30 protein-coding genes and 1 pseudogene are annotated in these 21262 nt (G+C 62.8%); all 31 read right to left on the bottom strand.

Annotated elements, in window-relative coordinates; genetic code table 11:
• Window positions 1–9 precede the first annotated feature (9 nt).
• Window positions 10–123, bottom strand: a complete 114-nt coding sequence (gene rpmJ / locus ABR989_RS11360; RefSeq protein WP_324096801.1) for a 50S ribosomal protein L36 — start codon at window positions 121–123, stop codon at window positions 10–12.
• Between the two features lie 29 nt (window positions 124–152).
• A complete protein-coding gene (infA, locus tag ABR989_RS11355) occupies window positions 153–371 on the bottom strand; it encodes a translation initiation factor IF-1 (RefSeq protein WP_304829624.1) in 219 nt (72 codons plus the stop codon).
• Window positions 364–1134 carry a type I methionyl aminopeptidase gene (map, locus tag ABR989_RS11350; RefSeq protein WP_428128539.1) on the bottom strand — a complete coding sequence of 257 codons (771 nt, stop codon included), beginning with the start codon at window positions 1132–1134 and terminating at the stop codon, window positions 364–366. Before map ends, infA begins: the two co-directional genes overlap by 8 nt.
• Window positions 1121–1780, bottom strand: a complete 660-nt coding sequence (locus tag ABR989_RS11345; protein ID WP_428128536.1) for an adenylate kinase — start codon at window positions 1778–1780, stop codon at window positions 1121–1123. Before ABR989_RS11345 ends, map begins: the two co-directional genes overlap by 14 nt.
• A gap of 4 nt (window positions 1781–1784) precedes the next feature.
• Window positions 1785–3092, bottom strand: a complete 1308-nt coding sequence (gene secY, locus ABR989_RS11340; protein ID WP_428128533.1) for a preprotein translocase subunit SecY — start codon at window positions 3090–3092, stop codon at window positions 1785–1787.
• Window positions 3093–3560 carry a 50S ribosomal protein L15 gene (rplO, locus tag ABR989_RS11335; protein ID WP_428128531.1) on the bottom strand — a complete coding sequence of 156 codons (468 nt, stop codon included), beginning with the start codon at window positions 3558–3560 and terminating at the stop codon, window positions 3093–3095.
• Window positions 3561–3568: 8 nt separating this feature from the next.
• Window positions 3569–3751 carry a 50S ribosomal protein L30 gene (gene rpmD / locus ABR989_RS11330; protein WP_428128527.1) on the bottom strand — a complete coding sequence of 61 codons (183 nt, stop codon included), beginning with the start codon at window positions 3749–3751 and terminating at the stop codon, window positions 3569–3571.
• A gap of 28 nt (window positions 3752–3779) precedes the next feature.
• Complete coding sequence (gene rpsE, locus ABR989_RS11325) at window positions 3780–4289, bottom strand: 30S ribosomal protein S5 (protein ID WP_428128698.1); 510 nt, start codon at window positions 4287–4289, stop codon at window positions 3780–3782.
• A 32-nt stretch (window positions 4290–4321) separates the two neighbouring features.
• Window positions 4322–4684 carry a 50S ribosomal protein L18 gene (gene rplR, locus ABR989_RS11320; RefSeq protein ID WP_428128524.1) on the bottom strand — a complete coding sequence of 121 codons (363 nt, stop codon included), beginning with the start codon at window positions 4682–4684 and terminating at the stop codon, window positions 4322–4324.
• 15 nt (window positions 4685–4699) lie between these two features.
• Entirely contained in the window at window positions 4700–5251 is a 552-nt protein-coding gene (rplF, locus tag ABR989_RS11315) for a 50S ribosomal protein L6 (RefSeq protein WP_428128522.1), read from the bottom strand.
• A 6-nt stretch (window positions 5252–5257) separates the two neighbouring features.
• Complete coding sequence (gene rpsH / locus ABR989_RS11310) at window positions 5258–5656, bottom strand: 30S ribosomal protein S8 (protein ID WP_428128519.1); 399 nt, start codon at window positions 5654–5656, stop codon at window positions 5258–5260.
• Between the two features lie 12 nt (window positions 5657–5668).
• Window positions 5669–5854 carry a type Z 30S ribosomal protein S14 gene (locus ABR989_RS11305; protein WP_423948858.1) on the bottom strand — a complete coding sequence of 62 codons (186 nt, stop codon included), beginning with the start codon at window positions 5852–5854 and terminating at the stop codon, window positions 5669–5671.
• 128 nt (window positions 5855–5982) lie between these two features.
• Window positions 5983–6519 (bottom strand): annotated as a pseudogene (gene rplE / locus ABR989_RS11300) (50S ribosomal protein L5); the annotation flags it as partial.
• A gap of 179 nt (window positions 6520–6698) precedes the next feature.
• The gene (gene rplX, locus ABR989_RS11295; protein WP_428128517.1) at window positions 6699–7031 is read right to left on the bottom strand and encodes a 50S ribosomal protein L24; all 333 of its coding nucleotides are present in this window, start codon (window positions 7029–7031) and stop codon (window positions 6699–6701) included.
• A complete protein-coding gene (gene rplN, locus ABR989_RS11290) occupies window positions 7031–7399 on the bottom strand; it encodes a 50S ribosomal protein L14 (protein ID WP_428128515.1) in 369 nt (122 codons plus the stop codon). Before rplN ends, rplX begins: the two co-directional genes overlap by 1 nt.
• 6 nt (window positions 7400–7405) lie before the next feature.
• Window positions 7406–7660 (bottom strand): 30S ribosomal protein S17, encoded by a 255-nt coding sequence (gene rpsQ, locus ABR989_RS11285; protein ID WP_428128512.1) that lies wholly within the window; start codon window positions 7658–7660, stop codon window positions 7406–7408.
• The gene (rpmC, locus tag ABR989_RS11280; protein ID WP_428128509.1) at window positions 7644–7877 is read right to left on the bottom strand and encodes a 50S ribosomal protein L29; all 234 of its coding nucleotides are present in this window, start codon (window positions 7875–7877) and stop codon (window positions 7644–7646) included. The genes rpsQ and rpmC overlap by 17 nt, the downstream gene beginning before the upstream one ends.
• On the bottom strand, window positions 7867–8292 hold the full coding sequence (gene rplP, locus ABR989_RS11275) for a 50S ribosomal protein L16 (protein WP_333646407.1): 426 nt from the start codon (window positions 8290–8292) through the stop codon (window positions 7867–7869). The genes rpmC and rplP overlap by 11 nt, the downstream gene beginning before the upstream one ends.
• A gap of 10 nt (window positions 8293–8302) precedes the next feature.
• Complete coding sequence (gene rpsC, locus ABR989_RS11270; protein ID WP_428128507.1) at window positions 8303–8980, bottom strand: 30S ribosomal protein S3; 678 nt, start codon at window positions 8978–8980, stop codon at window positions 8303–8305.
• Between the two features lie 8 nt (window positions 8981–8988).
• Window positions 8989–9327 (bottom strand): 50S ribosomal protein L22, encoded by a 339-nt coding sequence (rplV, locus tag ABR989_RS11265; protein WP_423944898.1) that lies wholly within the window; start codon window positions 9325–9327, stop codon window positions 8989–8991.
• A 20-nt stretch (window positions 9328–9347) separates the two neighbouring features.
• Window positions 9348–9686: a 30S ribosomal protein S19 gene (gene rpsS / locus ABR989_RS11260; RefSeq protein ID WP_428128503.1), complete on the bottom strand. Its 339-nt coding sequence runs from the start codon at window positions 9684–9686 to the stop codon at window positions 9348–9350.
• Window positions 9687–9691: 5 nt separating this feature from the next.
• Window positions 9692–10522, bottom strand: a complete 831-nt coding sequence (gene rplB, locus ABR989_RS11255; protein ID WP_428128501.1) for a 50S ribosomal protein L2 — start codon at window positions 10520–10522, stop codon at window positions 9692–9694.
• Between the two features lie 67 nt (window positions 10523–10589).
• Window positions 10590–10880 carry a 50S ribosomal protein L23 gene (gene rplW / locus ABR989_RS11250; protein ID WP_428128499.1) on the bottom strand — a complete coding sequence of 97 codons (291 nt, stop codon included), beginning with the start codon at window positions 10878–10880 and terminating at the stop codon, window positions 10590–10592.
• Window positions 10877–11536: a 50S ribosomal protein L4 gene (gene rplD, locus ABR989_RS11245; RefSeq protein WP_428128496.1), complete on the bottom strand. Its 660-nt coding sequence runs from the start codon at window positions 11534–11536 to the stop codon at window positions 10877–10879. The genes rplW and rplD overlap by 4 nt, the downstream gene beginning before the upstream one ends.
• Window positions 11529–12197 (bottom strand): 50S ribosomal protein L3, encoded by a 669-nt coding sequence (rplC, locus tag ABR989_RS11240; protein ID WP_428128494.1) that lies wholly within the window; start codon window positions 12195–12197, stop codon window positions 11529–11531. The genes rplD and rplC overlap by 8 nt, the downstream gene beginning before the upstream one ends.
• A gap of 5 nt (window positions 12198–12202) precedes the next feature.
• Window positions 12203–12511, bottom strand: a complete 309-nt coding sequence (rpsJ, locus tag ABR989_RS11235; protein ID WP_304829554.1) for a 30S ribosomal protein S10 — start codon at window positions 12509–12511, stop codon at window positions 12203–12205.
• 75 nt (window positions 12512–12586) lie between these two features.
• The gene (gene tuf / locus ABR989_RS11230; RefSeq protein ID WP_428128493.1) at window positions 12587–13786 is read right to left on the bottom strand and encodes an elongation factor Tu; all 1200 of its coding nucleotides are present in this window, start codon (window positions 13784–13786) and stop codon (window positions 12587–12589) included.
• Window positions 13787–13824: 38 nt separating this feature from the next.
• Window positions 13825–15897 carry an elongation factor G gene (fusA, locus tag ABR989_RS11225; protein ID WP_428128491.1) on the bottom strand — a complete coding sequence of 691 codons (2073 nt, stop codon included), beginning with the start codon at window positions 15895–15897 and terminating at the stop codon, window positions 13825–13827.
• Window positions 15898–15914: 17 nt separating this feature from the next.
• On the bottom strand, window positions 15915–16385 hold the full coding sequence (gene rpsG / locus ABR989_RS11220) for a 30S ribosomal protein S7 (RefSeq protein WP_331961100.1): 471 nt from the start codon (window positions 16383–16385) through the stop codon (window positions 15915–15917).
• Window positions 16386–16391: 6 nt separating this feature from the next.
• Complete coding sequence (gene rpsL / locus ABR989_RS11215) at window positions 16392–16763, bottom strand: 30S ribosomal protein S12 (protein ID WP_428128489.1); 372 nt, start codon at window positions 16761–16763, stop codon at window positions 16392–16394.
• Between the two features lie 209 nt (window positions 16764–16972).
• The gene (gene rpoC / locus ABR989_RS11210) at window positions 16973–21250 is read right to left on the bottom strand and encodes a DNA-directed RNA polymerase subunit beta' (RefSeq protein ID WP_428128486.1); all 4278 of its coding nucleotides are present in this window, start codon (window positions 21248–21250) and stop codon (window positions 16973–16975) included.
• Window positions 21251–21262: the final 12 nt, after the last annotated feature.

Genomic DNA, 21262 nt, shown 5'->3' with positions numbered 1-21262 from the left:
AAACCCCTCCTAGCCCTGACGCTGCTTGTGGCGCGGGTTCGAGCACAGGATGCGCACGACGCCTTCGCGGCGCACCACCTTGCAGTTCTTGCAAATCTTTTTAACCGACGCTCGGACTTTCATATTTCGCCAATCTCTATCCGGCGCGCCCGCTAGCGCATCCGGTACGTAATCCGGCCGCGCGTGAGGTCGTAAGGCGACAACTCAACCGTGACCTTGTCGCCGGCCAGAATCTTGATGTAATGCATCCTCATTTTGCCCGAGATATGAGCCAATACCTTGTGCCCATTGTCGAGCGTCACCCTGAACACCGCATTGGGAAGCGCTTCCTGAACCGTCCCCTGTACTTCGATCGCGTCGCCCTTAGACATTTTCGAGTTCGCTTAAGATTTCCGGCCCGTTGGAGGTAATCGCGATGGAATGCTCGAAGTGGGCAGATAGTTTACCGTCCGCCGTCACCGCAGTCCAGCCATCGGAAAGGATCTCCAAATCGGGGCTTCCCTCGTTAACCATCGGTTCAATCGCCAGCGCCATTCCCTCGCGCAGCCGCGGATTAGGCATCCCGGGACGGAAATAATTCGGCACCTGCGGATCCTCGTGGAGTTGGCGGCCGATTCCATGTCCCGCAAAGTCGGTCACGACCGAAAACCCCGCCCGCTCGACCATGTCCTGCACCGCGCGTGCAATATCGCTGATACGATTGCCCGCGCGAGCCTGCGCGATTCCCGCGTAGAGCGACTCGCGCGTCACCCGCAGCAGTTTCGTCACCCGCTCCGGCACCGGGCCGACCGCGACCGTCCGCGCCGAGTCGCCGAAGAAGCCCTCGTACATCACACCGAAATCGAGCCCGACGATGTCACCGGCCTTCAATTTGCGGCTCGACGGGATGCCATGGACGATCTCGCTGTTAACCGACACGCACAGGCACTTCGGATAAACGACGTCGCCCGGTTTGTAACCCTTGAACGCCGGTGCCGCGCCTTTTTTGTAGGTCAGCTCCTCGGCCAGCTTATCGAGCTCCTCGGTCATGATTCCGGGGCGCACTGCCGCCGCCAGCGCCTCCAGGATCTCGGCGACGATTTGATTCGCCTGGCGCATCACGGCGATCTCCGCCGGGGTCTTAATCGTAATCATGATCGCCCGTTACCGCGGCCAGAATTCGCTTCTCGACTTCGTCGATGCGCCCCTCTCCGTCAACCTGCGCCAGCAGCCCCAGGCGCCGATAATGATCGAGCAGCGGCCGCGTCGTCGCATGATAAACCTTGATCCGTTCGCGCACGGTTTCCTCGGCGTCGTCCTCGCGCTGATAAAGTTCCTCGCCGCACTTATCGCACACGCCCGCTTTGGCCGGCGGCTCGAAGATTACGTGATACATCGCCGCGCAATTCCTGCAGGTGCGCCGTCCTGAAATCCGTTTCACGACCTCTTCGTCCGGCAGCATCACCGCGACAACTTTGTCCAGCTTCCGGCCCGCGCGCTCGAGTCCCGCCGCCAGCGCCTCGGCTTGCATTACGTTGCGGGGGAATCCATCGAGGATAAATCCGTCGCGGGCGTCTTTTTTTCGCAGCCGCTCCGCGATCATCTTCAACACCAATTTGTCGGGGACCAGCTGCCCGCGATCCATATAGCCGACCGCCTCGCGGCCAAGCTCCGAGTCTTCGTGCACTGCTGCACGCAGCAAATCTCCGCTGGCGACCTGCGGGATGCCCCACCGCGCAGCGAGCGCCTGCGCTTGCGTACCCTTGCCCGCACCCGGCGGCCCCAGCAGCACCAGCCGCACCAGCCTAGGCGCCCCTCTTGGTCTTGACCCGTCCGCGGCGCATGAAGCCTTCGTAGTTGCGGGTCAGCAGATGGGTTTCGATTTGCGCAACCGTGTCCAGCGCCACACCCACGACGATCAGCAGCGCGGTGCCGCCGAAGAAAAACGGCACGTTGAAGCGCGCGATCAGAATCGTCGGCAGCACGCACACGGCGCTGACGTAAACCGCGCCGCCGAGCGTGATTCGCGACAGCACGCGATCGATATAGTCGGCGGTGAAACGCCCGGGCCGGATTCCCGGTATAAAGCCGCCGTACTTTTTCAGATTGTCGGCGACGTCCACCGGGTTGAAAGTCACCGACGTGTAGAAGTAACAGAAAAAGACGATCAGCCCGACGTAAACCAGGTCGTAATAGAAGCCGCCCGGCGTCAGGTAGCTCGAGTACGGTTTCAGAAATGGAACGAAGGTGGCCAGCGTCGCCGGGAACACCAGCAGCGCCGACGCAAAGATCGGCGGAATTACACCCGAGGTGTTGATCTTCAGCGGCAGATGCGAAGTCTGACCGCCGTAAACGCGCCGTCCAACCACTCGGCGCGCATACTGAATCGGGATGCGCCGCTGCGCCGTCTCGATATAGACGATACCGGCGATCACCCCGGCTGCGACTGCCAGGATGAAGATGAGCAGAAAGATGCTCATTTCGCCCTCGCGCACGAACTGCGCCGTGGTGCCGATCGCGCTGGGCAGACGCGCCACGATTCCCGCCATGATGATCAGCGAGATGCCGTTGCCGATTCCGCGCTCGGTAATCTGCTCGCCGATCCACATCAGGAACATCGTGCCCGCCGTGACGGTGAGCACCGTCATCACGATAAACCCCGGTCCGGGATTGTAAACGATACTGCCGCCGCCGGGCGCCTGAATCTTTTCGAGCGAGAACGCGATCATCGTGCCCTGAAACAGCGCCAGAGCCACCGTGCCGTAGCGCGTGTACTGGGTTATCTTGCGCCGGCCCGCCTCGCCTTCCTTGTAAAGCTCGTCGAGATAGGGCGACGCGATTTTCAGCAGGTCAAGGACGATCGCGACCGAGATGTAGGGCATGATGCCGAGCGCCAGGACCGAGAAGCGCTCCAGCGCGCCGCCCGAAAACAGGTTGACCCATCCGAACAGCGTGCCGCTGGCCGCGTCGAAAAACGACGCGAGCGCCTGCCCGTCGATGCCGGGTGTAGGCACGGCCACGCCGACGCGGTAAACGGCCAGCATAAAAGCCGTGAATACCAGCCGGCGGCGCAACTCCGGGATGCGCGAGGCGTTTGAAAACCCATCCAGCATCTAGCTTTCGGTGGACGTTACCAACTCCGCGACGCCGCCGGCGGCGGCGATTTTGTCCAGCGCGCTTTTCGAGAACGCATCCGCGCGCACTTTAATCTTACTCTTCAGATCGCCGTCGCCTAAAACCTTGACCTTCCGTCCGGCGGGAATCAGTCCGCGCGCGGCGAGCGCGGCCGCATCGATCAGGACGCCGTCGGCGAAATCGCCCAGCCGCGACAGGTTCACAATCGCGAATTCGTCGCGGCGCGCCTGGTTCTTCAGCGTGCGTCGAAAACCCTGCTTGGGCAACCGTCGCTGCAGCGGCATCTGGCCGCCTTCGTAACTCGGCGGCGTGTTGCCGTGCGAGCGCGCGCCCAGTCCCTTATGCCCGCGGCCTGCGGTCTTGCCGTGGCCGGAGCCGATTCCCCTGCCGACGCGGCGTTTGCGATGCGTCGAGCCGGGGGACGGTTTCAAATCCTTCAAATCCATGACTGAGCCTAATCCTTGAGCTCGACCACCAGGTGCTTCAGACGCTTGAGCATCCCTTCGACCGCGGCGCTGCGCTTGAGCTCGCGCACGCTTCCGACTTTGCCCAAGCCCAGCCCCTTGACCGTCTCGCGGACGCGCCGGGTGGTGCTGATCGGACTGCCGACGAGTTTCACGCGAATTTTATCGGACATCGTATTCCTCGATCACGGTAAACCTCGATCACGCCGCCGCTTCGGGATGATTCGGCGTGCGTCCGCGAAGCCGATTAATATCCTGCATGCTGCGCAGTTCGGCTAGCGCCTCGAGCGTCGCTCTCACCAGGTTGTGAGGATTCGACGACCCCAGCCGCTTGGTCAAAATATTGCGGATTCCCGCCAGCTCGACCACCGCGCGCACTCCGCCCGCCGCGATCACTCCGGTGCCCTCGGCCGCCGGCCGCAGCACAACCCGGCCCGCGCCGAAACGTCCGACCACTTCGTGCGGAATCGTACCGTCCTGAATCGGCACGCGCACCAGGCTTTTCTTGGCCCGATCGACGCCCTTGCGAATCGCCTCGGGCACTTCGTTGGCCTTGCCCAACCCGAATCCAACCAGCCCGTTATGATCGCCTGCGACCACCAGCGCGCTGAAGCTGAAGCGCCGTCCGCCCTTGACGACCTTCGCGACGCGGTTGATATGCACGACCTTCTCTTTGATCTCGAGGCCCTGCGGATCGATTCGCTGCGTAATAGCGCTTTCTCTTAGCGTTCGTTGCCTGCCGTTCAAAATTTTAACCCCGCTTCGCGCGCCGCATCGGCCAGCGCCTTGACGCGGCCGTGATAGAGAAATCCGTTTCGGTCGAACACGACGCTCGAAATCCCGCTTTGAAGGCATCGCTCGGCAATCGCCTTGCCCACGGCCTTGGCGGCCGCGAGGTTGCGCTTGCTCTTGAGCCCCTCGCGCACGCCGGCGGTGGCGGTCGAAGCCGCGGCCAGCGTACGTCCGCTCTGGTCGGAGATAACCTGGACGTAAATATGATGCAGCGAGCGGAAGACCGAGAGCCGCGGGCGCTGATCATTGCCGACCGCCTTGCGCCGCACCCGGCGCTGGCGCAGCTTGCGTTTTTCTGATCGCTCTACAGCCATAATCGCAACCAACCTTTATGCCGATGTGGAGCCCGCCGCGGCCTTGCCGGCCTTGCGGCGAATCGTTTCGGTCGCGTACTTGATTCCCTTGCCCTTGTACGGTTCGGGCGGCCTGAGTTCGCGAATCTGCGCCGCGACCGTCCCGAGCAGTTGACGGTCGGCGCTCTCGAGGGTCACCGTCACCTGTTTCTCGACTTTGGCCGTGACCCCGGGCGGAAGCTGATAGACGATCGGATGCGAATAGCCCAGCGTCAGGTTGACTTGATTGCCCTTGGCTTCCGCGCGGTAGCCGACGCCGTTTATCTCGAGCACGCGGGTAAAGCCCTTGCCGACGCCCTCGACCATGTTGGCGACCAACTTGCGCATGAGACCATGGATGGCGCGATCTTCGCTGGTATCGCCCGGCCGCTTCACGACGATTTCCGAGTCCTTGATCTCGGCGCTGAAGCCGGGATGAAGCCTGAGCTCGAGCTTGCCCTTGGGGCCCTCGACTTTAAGCGTCCCGTCGGCGACCGAAGCCTTGACGCTCTTATCCAGATGAATCGGCAGTCTTCCTATCCGCGACATCGCTGATCACCAAACCCTGCAGAGGATTTCGCCGCCGACTTTCCTGCGCCGCGCCTCGCGTCCGGTCATCACGCCGAGCGGCGTCGATACGATTTGCACGCCCATCGCGCCGCGCACCTTGCCGATCTCCGCGGCGCCCGCGTAGCGCCGATTGCTCGGCTTGCTGATGCGGTCGATTCCGCGGATCACGGATTCGCGGGTCGGCGAGTAACGAAGTTTGAGCGCCAGCATCTTCTTGGGCACTTCGCCGCCGACTTCGACCCCGCCGAGGAAACCTTCGGCCATCAGCACCCGGCAAATTGCTTCGCGCAGCCGTGAATGGGGCACCGTGAGTTCATTGTACCGCGCGCGCATCGCATTGCGGATTCGCGTAAGCAGTTCTGCAATCGGATCGGTCTGCGACATAATTCGTCTCTCTTACCAGCTCGCCTTGATCACGCCCGGCAACTTGCCGTCGAGCGCCAGTTTGCGCAGGCAAAGGCGGCACATTTTGAACCGCCGATAGTACGCGCGCGAGCGGCCGCATAGCGGACAGCGGTTGTACTGGCGCACTTTGAACTTTTGTTTACGGGTTGCCTTAACCCGCAGGCACATTTTCGCCATTCAACTATTCCTTATGTCCCCTGCGCCGGCGTCGGCGCGGCGGCTGCGGCCTTGGCGGCGGCGGCGGCGGCGTGGGCCTGCACGGCGGCTGCGGCCTTGGCCGCGTCCGCCTCGCGCTCCGCCGCTCCGCGCATCGGCATCCCGAGCGCGCGCAGGAGCGTCAGCCCCTCGAAGTCGCTGCGCGCCGTGGTCGTGATCGAAATTGTCAAACCCTTCACCTTCTCGACCTTGTCGAGGTTGAGTTCGGGAAAAATCGTATGTTCCTTCAGCCCGAGCGAGTAGTTGCCCCGGCCGTCGAAGGCCTTGTCGCTGACCCCGCGGAAGTCGCGCACGCGCGGCAGCGAGATATTCACCAGCCGGTCGAAAAACTCCCACATCTTTTCGCGCCGCAGCGTTACCATCACGCCAATCGGCATCCCCTGGCGGAGCTTGAAGTTCGATATCGCCTTGCGCGCGCGCGTCAGCACCGGCTTCTGCCCGGCGATCACCTTGAGCTCTTCGAGCGCGGAGTCGAGAATCTTGACGTTGTCGCGCGCTTCCTGGAGCGCCATGTTAATCGTGATCTTCTCAAGCCGCGGCACCCGCATCTTGTTGTCGATCTTCAGCTCGCGCATCAGCGCCGGCGCGATCTCGTTGTCGAACCGAACGCGCAGCCGGGCCGGCAGCTTGGGCTCGGGCGGCAGCGGCGCCGCAGCCGCGGCCTTGGCTTCTTCGGCCGCTTGCTTGGACTGAGCCTGGCGGGCCTTGCCTTCGCGCTTGGCCTTGGCCGCCTGATCGGACTTGGCGGTCTGTTCGGCCTTGGCGGCCTGCTCCGTCTTGTCGGGCTTTTCCTTTTTGTCGGCCATCAGTCGTTACCTATCACTTCGCCGCAGCGGCGGCAGACCCGGGTCTTGGCGCCGTCGCCGGCAATCTTGACCCCGACCCTGACCGGAGCGTTGCAGCGATCGCAAAAAATCATGACGTTCGAGATGGCGATGGGCGCTTCCTTCTCGACGATGCCGCCGGGGCTCTGCGCGCCGCGCGGCTTGCTGTGACGCTTGACGATATTGAGCCGCTCGACGACGACGCGGCCGCGCTCCGGCAGCACGCGCATCACCTTGCCGGTCTTGCCACGGTCGCGGCCGGTGACGACCATCACGGTGTCATTCTTCTTGATCTTGTACTTCGCCGACGCCATCACAGCACCTCCGGCGCGAGCGAGATGATCTTCAGGAACTTTTTCGCGCGCAGCTCGCGGGCCACCGGTCCAAAGATGCGGGTGCCGACCGGTTCGTGATCCTTGTCGAGCAGCACCGCCGAGTTGCCGTCAAAGCGGATGTAACTGCCGTCGTCGCGGCTGATTTCCTTGGCCGTTCGCACGATAACCGCGCGCGACACGTCGCCCTTTTTGACCTTGGCGTTGGGAATCGCCTCTTTGATCGCCACCACGATCACGTCGCCGACCGACGCGTATCGGCGCTTGGAGCCGCCGAGCACCTTGATGCACATCACTTTGCGGGCGCCCGAGTTATCGGCGACATCCAGAACCGTTTGTACCTGTACCATCGCGCCTTACCCCGCGGCCTTTTTGAGAACGCGGCTGACGCGCCAGCGCTTGTTCCTGGAGAGCGGCCGCGACTCGATAATCTGCACGCGATCGCCTTCCTTGCACTCGCCGCCTTCGTCGTGCGCCATGAAGCGGGTGCTGCGGCGCACGCGCTTGCCGTACAAGGGATGCTCGACCATGCGGTCCACCCTGACCAGGACGGTTTTGGCCATCTTGGCGGACACCACAGTGCCCTCGCGCCGTTTAATTCGTTCCCGCATTGGCCACCTTCTTGTCGGCCGCGGCCGCGCCGCGCGCCTTCTCGCCGAGCAAAGTCATGATGAGCGCCAGCTCGCGGCGTGCGCGCCGGTAGCCGGCGTGATTGTCCAGCTGATTGGTGCGCAGCTTCAGGCGCAGCCGGAAAATTTCCTCGCGCGCCTCGCGCTCCTTGACGCGCAAATCCGGCGCGGTCATCTGCCTTAGTTCGTCAAGCTCCAAGGCCGCCCTCCTCGCGCTGGATCATAATTGTTTTGATCGGCAGCTTGTGCGCCGCCAGGCGCATCGCTTCTTTTGCCGTGGCGTAATCGACGCCTTCCATCTCGAACAGAATCCTGCCGGGCCTGACGCACGCGACCCATCCCTCGGGCGAGCCCTTGCCCTTGCCCATGCGGGTTTCGGCCGGTTTTTTGGTGAAGGGCTTGTCGGGGAAGACGCGAATCCAGACGCGGCCGCCGCGCTTGATATGGCGGGTCAGCGCGATACGGGCGGCCTCGAGCGCGCGGGTATCGATGCGGCAAGTCTCCAGCGACTTGAGTCCGTAGTCACCGAACGCGAGCGTGAGTCCGCGCGACTCGGCGCCGCGGACGCGGCCCTTCATCATTTTGCGCCATTTAACTTTTTTTGGTGCGAGCATCTTGCCTTCGTCAATTCGCCTGCGCAGGCGTGCCTGCGCGTTTCGCGTCCGCATCCTTGCGGGTGAGGACTTCGCCGCGGAAAATCCAGACCTTCACGCCGATCTGGCCGTAGGTGGTGCGCGCTTCGGCAAATCCGTAAGCCACGTCCGCGCGCAGCGTCTGCAGGGGCACGCGACCCTCGCGGTACCATTCCTGACGCGCGATTTCCGCGCCGCCCAGGCGTCCGGCGACGTGGACCTTGACGCCCTGCGCACCCATCCGCATCGCGCGCGTGACGGCTTCCTTCATCGCGCGGCGAAAGGCGACGCGGCGCTCGAGCTGGAGCGCGATATTCTCGGCGACCAGCTGCGGGTCGAGGTCGGGGCGGCGCACCTCGTGGATATTGATAAACGAGTCGCGCCCTTTCATCAGCTTCTGGATATCGGTCTTGAGCTTGTCGATTTCGGCGCCCTTCTTGCCGATGACGATGCCGGGGCGCGCCGTGTAAATATTTATTTTGGCCTTGTTGGCCATCCGCTCGATTTCAATCCGCGAGATGCCAGCGTGGTAGAGCCGCTTCTTGATGAAATCACGCAGCTTCAAATCCTCGTGCAGCAATTTGGCGTAGTCGTGGCTGGCGTACCATCTGGAGTCCCAGCTTTCGATGATGCCGAGGCGAAACCCGCGCGGATGTACTTTCTGTCCCATCGAAGACCTCAGGACGCCCGCTCGTCCACGATTACCGTGAGATGGCTGGTGCGTTTGTGGATTGGCGTCGCATGCATATGTGCGCGCATGAGCGATCGCTTCCAGGTCGGCCCGGTGTCGGCGGTCGCGCGTTTTACGAACAACTTGTCCTCGTCCACGTTCTGTTGATCGCGCGCGTTGGCGATTGCGGCAAGCAAAGTTTTAGAGACGAACCTGGCCGCCTTCTTGGGCGTGAACTCGAGGATCGAAAGCGCCTGATCGACTTTCTTGCCCGCGATCAGCTCGCACACAAGCTTGAGCTTGCGCGGCGAGATCCTGATGAAGCGGGTTCGCGATACGGATTCCATGACTGTTACAACTTCCCCGCTTACGCGCCCTTGGCCGGGGCCGGAGCCGGAGCCGGTGCGGCGGGAGCGGCGCCGGCGGCCGGCTTCACTTCGCCCTTGCGATCGCCGGCATGACCGTGGAAGGTCCGGGTCGGCGCGAATTCGCCGAGCTTGTGGCCGACCATGTTCTCGGTGCAGTACACGGGGATGAACTTGTGCCCGTTGTGGACGGCGAACGTCAGCGCGATCATGTCCGGCGTTATCATCGAGCGCCGCGACCAGGTCTTGATGATTCGCTTGTCGCCCGAGGCGGACGCGGCGGTGACTTTTTTCTGCAGATGCCCGTCAACGAATGGACCTTTTTTGAGTGACCTGGCCATAACGATTAATGCTTCCCGCGCGGCCGGCGGCTGACGATCAGATTGTCCGACGGTTGCTTCTTGCGCGTCTTGTATCCCTTGGCGGGCTGGCCCCACGGCGACTGGGGATGGTTTCCCTTCGACTTGCCCTCGCCACCGCCGTGCGGATGGTCAACCGGGTTCATCGCGACTCCACGCACATGGCCGCGCTTGCCGAGCCATCGCGAGCGCCCGGCCTTGCCGATAGAAATATTTTCGTGGTCGAGATTGCCGACCTGGCCGATGGTGGCGCGGCAATCGGCCTGCACCATCCGCTGCTCGCCCGAGGGCAGCTTGAGCAGCGCCATCTTGCCCTCTTTCGCCATCAACTGAGCCTGCACACCCGCGCCGCGCGCGAGCTTCGCGCCGGCTCCCGGTTTCATCTCGATGGCGTGAACGATGGTGCCGAGCGGGATGTTCTTGAGCATGAGCGCGTTGCCCGGCTTGATGTCGGCGTTCTCGCCCGACTCGACTTTGGCGCCGACCTTGAGCCCGGCGGGGGCCAGGATGTAGGTCTTGACGCCGTCGGCATAGTGGAGCAGCGCGATATTGGCGGAGCGATTGGGATCGTATTCGAGCGCGAAGACGACGGCCGAAATACCGTCGCGGTTGCGCTTGAAATCGATCAGGCGAAGACGGCGCTTGTGTCCGCCGCCGCGATGACGCGAGGTCATGCGGCCGCGATTGTTGCGCCCGCCGGTGCGCTGGAGCGGGACCAGCAGGCTTTTCTCCGGCTCTTTTTTGGTGAGCTCGGAGAAATCGGCTATCTGCATGAAGCGCTGGCCGGGAGTGCGCGGATTTAATTGTATGACTGCCATTTTTCTTTTTTCAGTGTCTCTTCTGTCTAGCTACGAGCGCTCTCGTCCAGGCATCGCGCTCCGCCGCTTATAGGCCTTCGAAGAATTCGATCTTGTCGCCTTCCTTGAGGGTTACGTAGGCCTTCTTCCAGTCCATCTGGCGGCCCTTGATTGCGCCCTTTTTCCGTTCCTTGCCCATGAAGTTCGAAGTGCGGACCTTGAGGACGGTGACCTTGAACAGATGCTCGACGGCCTCGCGAATGTTGTCCTTGCTCGCCCCGGGACGCACGCGGAACAGCACCTGGCCGGCCTTTCCGCTGACCATGGTGCCCTTCTCGGTGATGATGGGCGCGAGAATCCGACTCTCGGGGCTGCTCATTTCGCTTCTCCGGCAAATCGGGCTTCGATCGCTCTGGCGGTCTGACTCGTCATCACGAGTTCCCGGTAATTGAGCACGTCGTAAACGTTAAGCCCTTCCAGCGCGAGCACCTTGTGCGCGGCGAGGTTGCGCGCGGCGAGAAGAAACTTGCCATCGCCTTCGCCCAGCACTATCAGCGCGTGCTCGAGGCCGAGCTTGTCGAGCGCGGCCTTGGCGGCTTTGGTTTTCGGCTCGGACAGATCGAGCGACTCGACGACAAACAGCTTGCCGTTTTTGGCGCGATCGGAAATCGCAATGCAGAGCGCGGCGCGCCACGCCTTTTTCGGCATCTTGTACGAATAGTCGCGCGGCTGCGGGCCGAAGATGGTTCCGCCGTGACGCCATAGCGGCGATCGCGTCGATCCTGCGCGCGCACGTCCGGTGCCCTTCTGCCGCCACGGCTTGCGGCCGCCGCCGGAGATGAGTCCCTTGGTCTTGGTGGACGCCGTTCCGGAGCGGCGATTGGCAAGCTGCATCCGGACCGCCTCGTGCAGCAGCGACAGATCGCCGTCGCGGCCGAAAACTGTGCCGGCGACTTCGAGCTCGCCGACTTTTTCATGGGCGGCCGAGTACAGCGGCAGCTTGACCGGCGATAGTTTTTCTTTCCGCTCAGGCATTGGCCACCTTCACATTGGCGCGTCGGCGCGGGCGGGCCGCGTGATGAACGACGAGCAAAGCGCCGTCGGGTCCGGGCACCGCGCCCGACACGACGACTGCGTTGTCATCGGCAAGTATCTCGATCACCTCGAGATTCAGGATCGAGGCCGTCTCATTGCCCATCTGCCCCGCCATCCTCATCCCTTTGCGCACGCGCCCGGGATACGAGCGGTTACCGATCGATCCGCCGTGGCGGAAATACTCGTGGGTGCCGTGGGAGCCGGGGAAGCCGGAGAAATGGTGGCGCTTGATGACGCCAGCATAGCCGTGGCCCTTCGAGACCCCGGTTACATCGACCTGATCGCCGACCTTGAACACATCGGCAGCCGCGATGGGCTGTCCGAGCTTCAACTCGCCCTCGCCGCGGCGTTCAAACTCGCCCGATCTGATTCCGGCCGCGATGTTGGCGCGGGCGAAATGGCCGCGCTCGCCGCCGGTCACGCGGTTGAGCTTTTTTTTGCCGAAGGTGACCTGCACGGCTTCGTAGCCGTCGGTCGCCGCGGTCTTTAACTGGGAGACGGTGCATGGACCGAGCGTCAACACGGTGGCGGCGCGCACGCGGCCGGCGGCGTCGGTCATCTGGGTCATCCCGATTTTCTTTCCAATCAATCCGGTCAGCATCGGCCCTACTCGAGCTTGATTTCGACGTCCACGCCCGCGGCCAGATCGAGCTTGCCCAGCGCGTCGATGGTCTGTTGGGTCGGCTCGAGGACGTCGAGCAGACGTTTATGAGTACGAATTTCAAAATGCTCGCGCGATTTCTTGTCCACGTGCGGCGAGCGGTTGACGGTGAAGCGCTCTATGCGGGTCGGCAGCGGAATCGGACCGGCCACGCGGCCGCCGGTGCGCCGGATGGTGTCCACGATTTCGCGAACCGACTGATCGAGCAGGCGGTAGTCGTACGCCTTGAGGCGTATGCGTATCTTGTCGTTCATCTGGGAATACCGCGCCCGATTCGTTAAGCGCTCCGCTCCATCTCAGTTCGATTGCGCACCCTGCTTCGGTGTCCGTTACTTCAAAATCTTCGAAACGACGCCGGCGCCGACCGTGCGGCCACCCTCGCGGATGGCGAAGCGCAGCCCTTCGTCCATCGCGACCGGCGTGATCAGCTCGCCAAGAATCTTAATGTTGTCGCCCGGCATCACCATCTCGGTGCCCTCGGGCAGCGTGAGCACTCCGGTGACGTCGGTGGTGCGGAAATAGAACTGCGGGCGATAGCCCGAGAAAAACGGAGTATGGCGACCGCCCTCGTCCTTGGTCAGGATGTACGCCGACGCCTCGAAGTTGGTGTGCGGGGTTATCGAGCCGGGCTGCGCGAGCACCTGTCCGCGCTCGACGTCTTCGCGCTTTAGGCCGCGCAGCAGGACGCCGATATTGTCGCCGGCCCGGCCCTCGTCGAGCAGCTTGCGGAACATCTCGACGCCGGTGACCACCGTCTTTTGGGTGTCCTTGAAGCCGACGATTTCGACTTCCTCGCCGACCTTCACCTTGCCCTTCTCGACGCGCCCGGTGACTACCGTGCCGCGGCCCGAGATCGAGAACACGTCTTCGACCGGCATCAGGAACGGCTTTTCGGTCTCGCGCTTGGGCTGCGGGATGTAGCTGTCCACTGCGTCCATGAGATCGAGAATCGGCTTGCAGTTGGGGCAGTCGGCCTTGCCGCATCCGCAGTTGAGCGCGTTGAGAGCGCTGCCGCGAATGACGGGCACCTCGTCGCCCTTGTAATTGTACTTGGTGAGCAGGTCGCGGACTTCGAGCTCGACCAGGTCGAGCAACTCGGGGTCGTCAACCATGTCGACCTTGTTCATGAAGACGACGATCGACGGCACGCCGACCTGGTACGCGAGCAGGATATGCTCGCGAGTCTGCGGCATCGGGCCGTCGTTGGCGCCGACCACCAGAATTGCGCCGTCCATCTGCGCGGCGCCGGTGATCATGTTCTTGATGTAGTCGGCATGTCCGGGGCAGTCGACGTGCGCGTAGTGGCGCTTGGTCGTTTCGTATTCGATGTGGGCGATGGAAATCGTGATGCCGCGTTCTTTCTCTTCGGGCGCCTTGTCGATCTGATCGAAAGCGGTGAAGACGGCGAGCTTCTTTGACGCAAGCACCTTGGTAATCGCAGCCGTCAGCGTGGTCTTGCCGTGATCGATATGACCAATGGTGCCGACGTTCGCGTGCGGCTTGGTGCGTTCAAATTTAGCCTTTCCCATTTAAGTAACCTCCGATTGAGACCCTTGCTCGCAGGTCCCTATGATGCGCGCTTGAGCGCCGTCAATTCTTCAAAAATATTTCGCGGCACGGGTTCGTACGCGCCGAACTGCATGGTGTAAGTTGCGCGGCCCTGGGTCATCGAGCGCAGCCGCGTGGCGTAACCGAACATGGTGGCGAGCGGGACGCGGGCCTCGATGACCTGCGCGCCGGCGCGATTTTCCATGTCGAGAATCTTGCCGCGCCGCCCGCTGAGATCGCCGATCACTTCGCCCATGAACTCCTGCGGGGTGACCACCTCGACATCCATCACGGGCTCGAGCAGAATCGGGTCGGCCTTTTCGCAGCATTCCTTGAACGCCATCGAGCCGGCGATCTTAAACGCGAGTTCCGACGAGTCCACTTCGTGGTACTTGCCGTCGAGCACGGTGGCCTTGATATCGACCATCGGATAGCCGGCGACGACACCGTTTTCCATCGCCTCTACGACGCCGTCTTCGATCGACGGAATGAAATTGCGCGGAATCGATCCGCCCTTGGTGCCGTCCTCGAACTCGAAGCCGGAGCCCTTGGGAAGCGGCTCGATGCGCAGCTCGACGACGCCATATTGGCCGTGGCCGCCGCTCTGGCGGACGAACTTGCCCTCGGCTTCGGAGGCGCGCTTGATGGTCTCGCGATAGGCGACCTGCGGCTTGCCGATATTGGCGTCAACTTTGAACTCGCGCAGCATGCGATCGACGATAATCTCGAGATGCAACTCGCCCATGCCGGCGATGAGGGTCTGCGAGGTTTCCTTGTTGACGCTGACGCGGAACGACGGGTCTTCCTTGGCGAGCTTCTGGAGCGCCTCGGCGAGCTTCTCCTGGTCGGCCTTGGTCTTGGGCTCGATGGCGATCTGGATGACGGGCGCGGGGAACTCGATTGACTCGAGCACGATTGGCGCGGCGGGATCGCACAGCGTGTCGCCGGTGTTCGTGTCGCGCAGGCCCACCGCGCAAATCTCGCCGGCGTAAACCTCGTTGAGCTCCTCGCGCTTGTTCGCATGCATCTTGAACATGCGGCCGACGCGTTCGCGCTTGCCGCGCGTCGAGTTGAGCACCGAGGTGCCGGTCTCGAGCTTGCCCGAGTACAGCCGCAGGAAGGTCAGCGTGCCGAGATACGGGTCGGTCATTATCTTGAAGGCGAGCGCGGAGAACGGCGCGTCGTCGCGCGGCCATCGCTCTTCGATCTTGTCGCCCGCCCTGCCGACGACCGGAGGCAGGTCCAGCGGCGACGGCAGGTAGTCGACCACCGCGTCGAGCATCGGCTGCACGCCCTTGTTGCGAAACGCGGAGCCGAGAATCACCGGCGTAATCGCCATCTTGAGCGTGGCGGCGCGAATCGCGGCGCGAATCTGGTCGGGCTCGGGCGCCTTACCCTCGAGATAAAGCTCCATGATGCGCTCGTCGTGATCGGCGAGCGTCTCGACCATCTTGTCGCGGTATCCCGCGGCCTGCTCCTTCAAATCGGCCGGGATCTCTTCGACGCGAAAGCTCGCGCCGAGCCGATCCTCGTCCCAAATCAGCGCCTTGCGATCGATCAGATCGACCAGCCCGGTGAATTTTTCCTCGGCGCCAATCGGCAGATGCAACAGCAGCGGCGTAGCCTTGAGCTTGTCGCGCATCTCCTGCACGACGCGCTCGAACTCCGCGCCGACGCGATCCATCTTGTTGATAAATGCGACCCGCGGCACGCGGTACTTGTCGGCTTGGCGCCAGACGGTTTCCGACTGCGGCTCGACGCCGCCGACCGCGCAGAACACCGCGACCGCGCCATCGAGCACGCGGAGCGAGCGCTCGACCTCAATTGTGAAATCAACGTGTCCGGGCGTGTCGATAATATTGATGCGGTTGTCGCGCCAGAAACACGTGGTCGCCGCCGACGTGATCGTGATGCCGCGCTCCTGCTCCTGCACCATCCAGTCCATCGTCGCGGTGCCTTCGTGCACCTCGCCGATCTTGTAGTTGATGCCGGTATAGAAGAGCACCCGCTCGGTGGTGGTGGTCTTGCCGGCATCGATGTGCGCCATGATGCCGATATTGCGCACCCGTTCTATTGATGTCTCACGAGCCATCTAAAAAAACTCGGTAATTACCAGCGGTAGTGGGCGAACGCCTTGTTGGCGTCGGCCATTCGATGTGTGTCTTCGCGCTTCTTGACCCCGCCGCCGCGATTGGCGGCTGCGTCGAGGATTTCGGCGGCCAGCCGCTCTTCCATCGACTTCTCGCCGCGCGCACGCGCCGCCGCAACCAGCCATCGCATCGCCAGCGAATTGCGCCGCACCGGGCGCACCTCGCTCGGCACCTGGTAGTTGGCGCCACCGACCCGGCGCGAGCGAACCTCGACGGCCGGACGAACATTGTCGAGCGCGCGTTTGAAAACGACCAGGCCGTCTTCCTTCGAGCGTTCCGCGACGAGATCGAGCGCGTGATAGAAGATCTGCTCGGCGAGCGACTTCTTGCCGCGTTCCATCACGACGTTCATGAACTTCGCGACGGTGCGGTCGTGATACTTGGGGTCCGCCGGAATTTCGCGGACGCGAATTTGTCCTTTGCGCGACATATAACTCTACTTGGGTTTCTTCGACCCGTACTTGGAACGGCTCTTGCGCCGCTCCTGCACGCCGATCGAGTCGAGGGTGCCGCGAATCACGTGATAGCGAACGCCCGGCAGATCGCGCACGCGACCACCGCGAATCAGCACCACCGAATGCTCCTGCAGGTTGTGTCCGACGCCCGGAATATAGGTATTCACCTCGATCCCGTTGGACAGCCGCACGCGTGCGACCTTGCGCAGCGCGGAGTTGGGCTTCTTGGGCGTAGTCGTCTTCACCTGCGTGCATACGCCGCGCTTCTGGGGCGAGCCTTCGAGCGCGCGCGCCTTAACCTTGAAGCGCTTTTTCACGCGCGCCTGTCGGATCAACTGGTTTATCGTCGGCACGTTATAATTCTCGTTCTCTTCGTTTCTCTTCCATTTCGACCAGCGTACCCATCGGACGTTTGCCGACTCTCCAGACCGCTCGGCGCTCGCATCGCGCCGGCCCGGTGCGCCGGATTGCCTCTAGTGGGACGCGGTGTTCAAACAAACCCCCCAAGGACACTTATGCCCTTGGGGGAAACATCATTATGTACGGGACCAGACCCGCCGTGTCAATCTCCGCCCGGTGCGGGAGCGGCAGCCAGCTCCGGTTTCCCCGCATCTTCTTCTTCGGTCGCGGCGCCTTCGACCTTGACCACCATCCGGTTGTACAAGTTCATGCCCGTGCCGGCCGGAATCAAGCGTCCCATGATCACGTTTTCTTTCAGTCCGACCAGCCTGTCAACCTTGCCGTTGATGGCCGATTCGGTGAGCACGCGCGTGGTTTCCTGGAACGACGCCGCCGAGATGAAACTCTCGGTGGAGAGCGACGCCTTGGTGATGCCGAGCAGCAGCGGCTCCGCGATCGCCGGCTCTCCGCCGCGCGTGAGCACGCGGCCGTTCTCCTCGTCGAAGCGCCATTTCTCGACCTGATCGCCGACCAGGAACGGCGTGTCGCCGACTTCCTTGATACGCACCCGGCGCAGCATCTGGCGCACGATCACCTCGATGTGCTTGTCGTTGATACGCACGCCCTGGAGCCGGTAGATTTCCTGGATTTCGTCAACCAGGTATTTCGCCAGCGCCTTTTCGCCGAGGATCGTCAGGATGTCGTGCGGATTGGACGAGCCTTCCATCAGCGGCTCGCCGGCCTTGACGATATCGCCCTCGTGGACCGCGATATGCTTGCCCTTGGGGATCAGGTATTCGCGCTTCTCGCCGATTTCGGGAGTGACTTCGACCTTGCGCTTGCCCTTGGTGTCCTTGCCGAACGAAACCTGCCCGTCGATTTCCGAGATGACGGCGAATTCCTTGGGCTTGCGCGCTTCGAACAGCTCCGCGACGCGCGGCAGACCGCCGGTGATGTCCTTGGTCTTGGTGGTCTCGCGCGGGATCTTCGCGATCACGTCGCCGGGCTCGACCGCGGTGCCTTCGGGCACGTTGATATACGCGCCCACCGGCAGGAAGTAGCGCGCGACGTTGTTCGAGTTGGGCAGCTTGGCGGTCTTGCCCGACGCGTCCTTGATCGAGATACGCGGGCGCACGTCGAGGTCCTTGAACTCGACGATAACGTTGGAGCGCGCGCCGGTTCGTTCATCGACCCGCTCCTCCATCGTTTTGCCTTCGATAATATCGCCGTACTTAACCGTGCCGCCGACCTCGGTGATGATCGGCGTGGTGTATGGATCCCATTCCGCGATCAGCTCGCCGGGCTTGACCTTGTCGCCCTCGGCCTTGCGCAGCTTGGCGCCGTACACCAGCGGATAGCGCTCGCGTTCGCGCTCGCGGACGCGGCCGCCTTCATCGGTGACCTGCGCCGCAATAACGACCTCGCCGTGGCGCGTCATGACGACCAGGCTGCCGTCGCGGCTCTTGACGGTGTTGACGCCATGCAGGCGCATCACGCCTTCGTTGCGGACCTCGAGCGTGGTATCCGCGGCACGCCGGCTGGCGGTGCCGCCGATGTGGAAGGTGCGCATCGTGAGCTGCGTGCCCGGCTCACCGATCGACTGGGCGGCGATAATTCCGATCGATTCGCCGAGGTTCACCAGATGCCCGCGGCCGAGATCGCGTCCGTAACACTTCACGCACACGCCCTGGCGCGACTGGCAGGTCAGCACCGAGCGAATCTTGATTCGCTCGACGCCGGCGTCTTCGATTCTCTTTACCTTGTCCTCGTCGATCATCTCGTTGGCGCGCACCAGCACTTCGTTGGTGAACGCGTCGCGGATATCTTCGAGCGCGACGCGTCCGAGCACGCGATCGCCCAGTCCTTCGATTATCTCGCCGCCTTCGACCAGCGGCGACATCTCGATCCCGTCCAGCGTGCCGCAATCGTCCTCGCTGATGATCGAGTCCTGCGCCACGTCAACCAGGCGCCGCGTCAGATAGCCGGAGTTCGCCGTCTTGAGCGCGGTGTCGGCCAGGCCCTTGCGCGCGCCGTGGGTCGAGATGAAGTACTGCAGCACCGTGAGCCCCTCGCGGAAGTTCGCGGTGATCGGAGTCTCGATGATTTCACCCGACGGCTTCGCCATCAGGCCGCGCAGTCCCGCCAGCTGGCGAATCTGCTGTTCGGAACCGCGGGCGCCCGAGTCGGCCATGATGAAGATCGGATTGAACGACGGCCCGGTGACGGTCTCGCCCTTGTCGTTCTTGCCGAAGACCTGGGTCGAGAGGCCCTTGATAACGGCGCTGCCGATTTGGTCCTGAACTTCGGCCCAGATATCGACGACCTTGTTGTAGCGCTCGCCGTCGGTGATCACGCCGTTGTTGTACTGCTGCTGAATCTCGTTGACCTGCTTCTGCGCGCCGTCGAGCAGATGCGCCTTTTGGGGCGGAATCGTCATGTCCTTGATCGAGATCGAGATTCCCGCCTTGGTGGCGAATTCAAAGCCGATGTCCTTCAAGCGGTCGGCGAAGATAACCGTCGCCTTGTCGCCGGCGCGCCGATATACGAAGTCGATAAGGTTGCCGAGCTCCTTTTTCTTCATCGTCTTGTTGAGCTCGGTGAACGGAATCTCGGGCGGCACGATTTCGTACAACAGCACGCGGCCGACGGTGGTGGTGACCCGCTCGTAGCGCGGCATCGCGGCTGCGGCGGCTGCGGCTGCGGCAGCGCGCTCTTTGGCCTTGCCGCGAGGATGGCCGTTGGTCTCGGCCGCTGCGGGGACGATTCCGGTCGCCAGCAGCGGCGACATCCGCACCGTGATTTTCGCGTGCAGATCGATTTCCTCGTGATCGTACGCGATTCGCACTTCCTCGACGTTGGCGAAGTTCTTGCCCTCGCCGCGCGCCAGCGGACGCTCGCGCGTCATGTAGTAAAGACCCAGCACCATGTCCTGGGTCGGCACGATCACCGGCTTGCCCGACGCCGGCGACAGGATGTTGTTGGTGGACATCATGAGCGCGCGCGACTCGACCTGCGCCTCGATCGACAGCGGCACGTGCACCGCCATCTGATCGCCGTCGAAATCGGCGTTGTACGCCACGCATACCAGAGGATGCAGCTGAATCGCCTTGCCTTCGATCAACACCGGCTCGAACGCCTGGATGCCGAGCCGATGCAGGGTAGGCGCGCGATTGAGCAGCACCGGATGCTCGCGGATAACCTCGTCGAGGATATCCCAAACGTCCTTGCCCTCTTTCTCGACCATCTTTTTGGCGCTCTTGATGGTCGTGACGTAGCCCTTTTCTTCGAGCTTGTTGTAGATGAACGGCTTGAACAGCTCGAGCGCCATCTTCTTGGGCAGCCCGCACTGATGCAGCCTGAGCTCGGGGCCGACCACGATTACCGAGCGGCCCGAGTAATCGACGCGCTTGCCGAGCAGGTTCTGCCGGAAGCGGCCCGACTTGCCCTTGAGCATGTCGGACAGCGACTTGAGCGGACGCTTGGACGGTCCGGTGATCGCGCGGCCGCGCCGTCCGTTGTCAAACAACGCATCGACGGCTTCCTGGAGCATCCGCTTTTCGTTGCGAATAATGATGTCCGGGGCGTTGAGCTCGATGAGCCTCTTCAACCGGTTGTTGCGGTTGATCACGCGCCGGTACAGATCGTTCAGGTCCGAAGTGGCGAAGCGGCCGCCGTCCAGCGGCACCAGCGGACGGAGATCGGGAGGAATCACCGGCAGGATGGTGAGAATCATCCACTCGGGCTTGTTGCCCGAGTCGCGAAACGCGTTGACGACCTTCAGGCGCTTGGCGACTTTCTTGCGCCGCGCCTCGCTGGCCGTCGCTTTCATCTCGGCGCGCAGCTCTTCGGCAAGCTTGTCGAGCGTGAGTTGTCCCAAGAGCGAGCGAACCGCCTCGGCGCCCATCTCGGCCTTGAAGCCGTCGGCGTATTGCTCGCGCGCCTCGCGATATTTGCGCTCGGTCAGCAGCTCCCTGTACTGGAGCGGGGTCTCGCCGGGGTCGATGACGATGTAGCACTCGAAGTAGAGGACCTTCTCGAGTTCCTTGAGCGTCATGTCGAGCAGCGTGCCGATCCGCGACGGCAGCGAGCGCAGGAACCAGATGTGCGCGACCGGAGCGGCGAGATCGATATGACCCATGCGCTCGCGGCGGACCTTGGACTGAATCACTTCGACGCCGCACTTTTCGCAGACCACGCCGCGATGACGCATCCGCTTGTACTTGCCGCAGTTGCATTCGTAGTCCTTGGTCGGCCCGAAAATCTTGGCGCAGAACAGTCCGTCCCGCTCCGGCTTGAAGGTCCGGTAGTTGATCGTTTCGGGCTTCTTGACCTCGCCGTGCGACCACGAGCGGATCATTTCCGGCGACGCGATCGAAATCCGGATCGCGTTGAACGCCAGTGGATTCTTGGGCTTCTCGAAAATGCCGAAGAGATCTTCCATCTCTTTATTACT

This window comes from Binatus soli (SeqCode) (assembly GCF_050015535.1).
Classification (GTDB): Bacteria; Desulfobacterota; Binatia; order Binatales; family Binataceae; genus Binatus; species Binatus soli.
The sequence above is the reverse complement of the archived record's forward strand: the minus strand, read 5'-3'. Positions and strand labels throughout refer to the sequence as shown.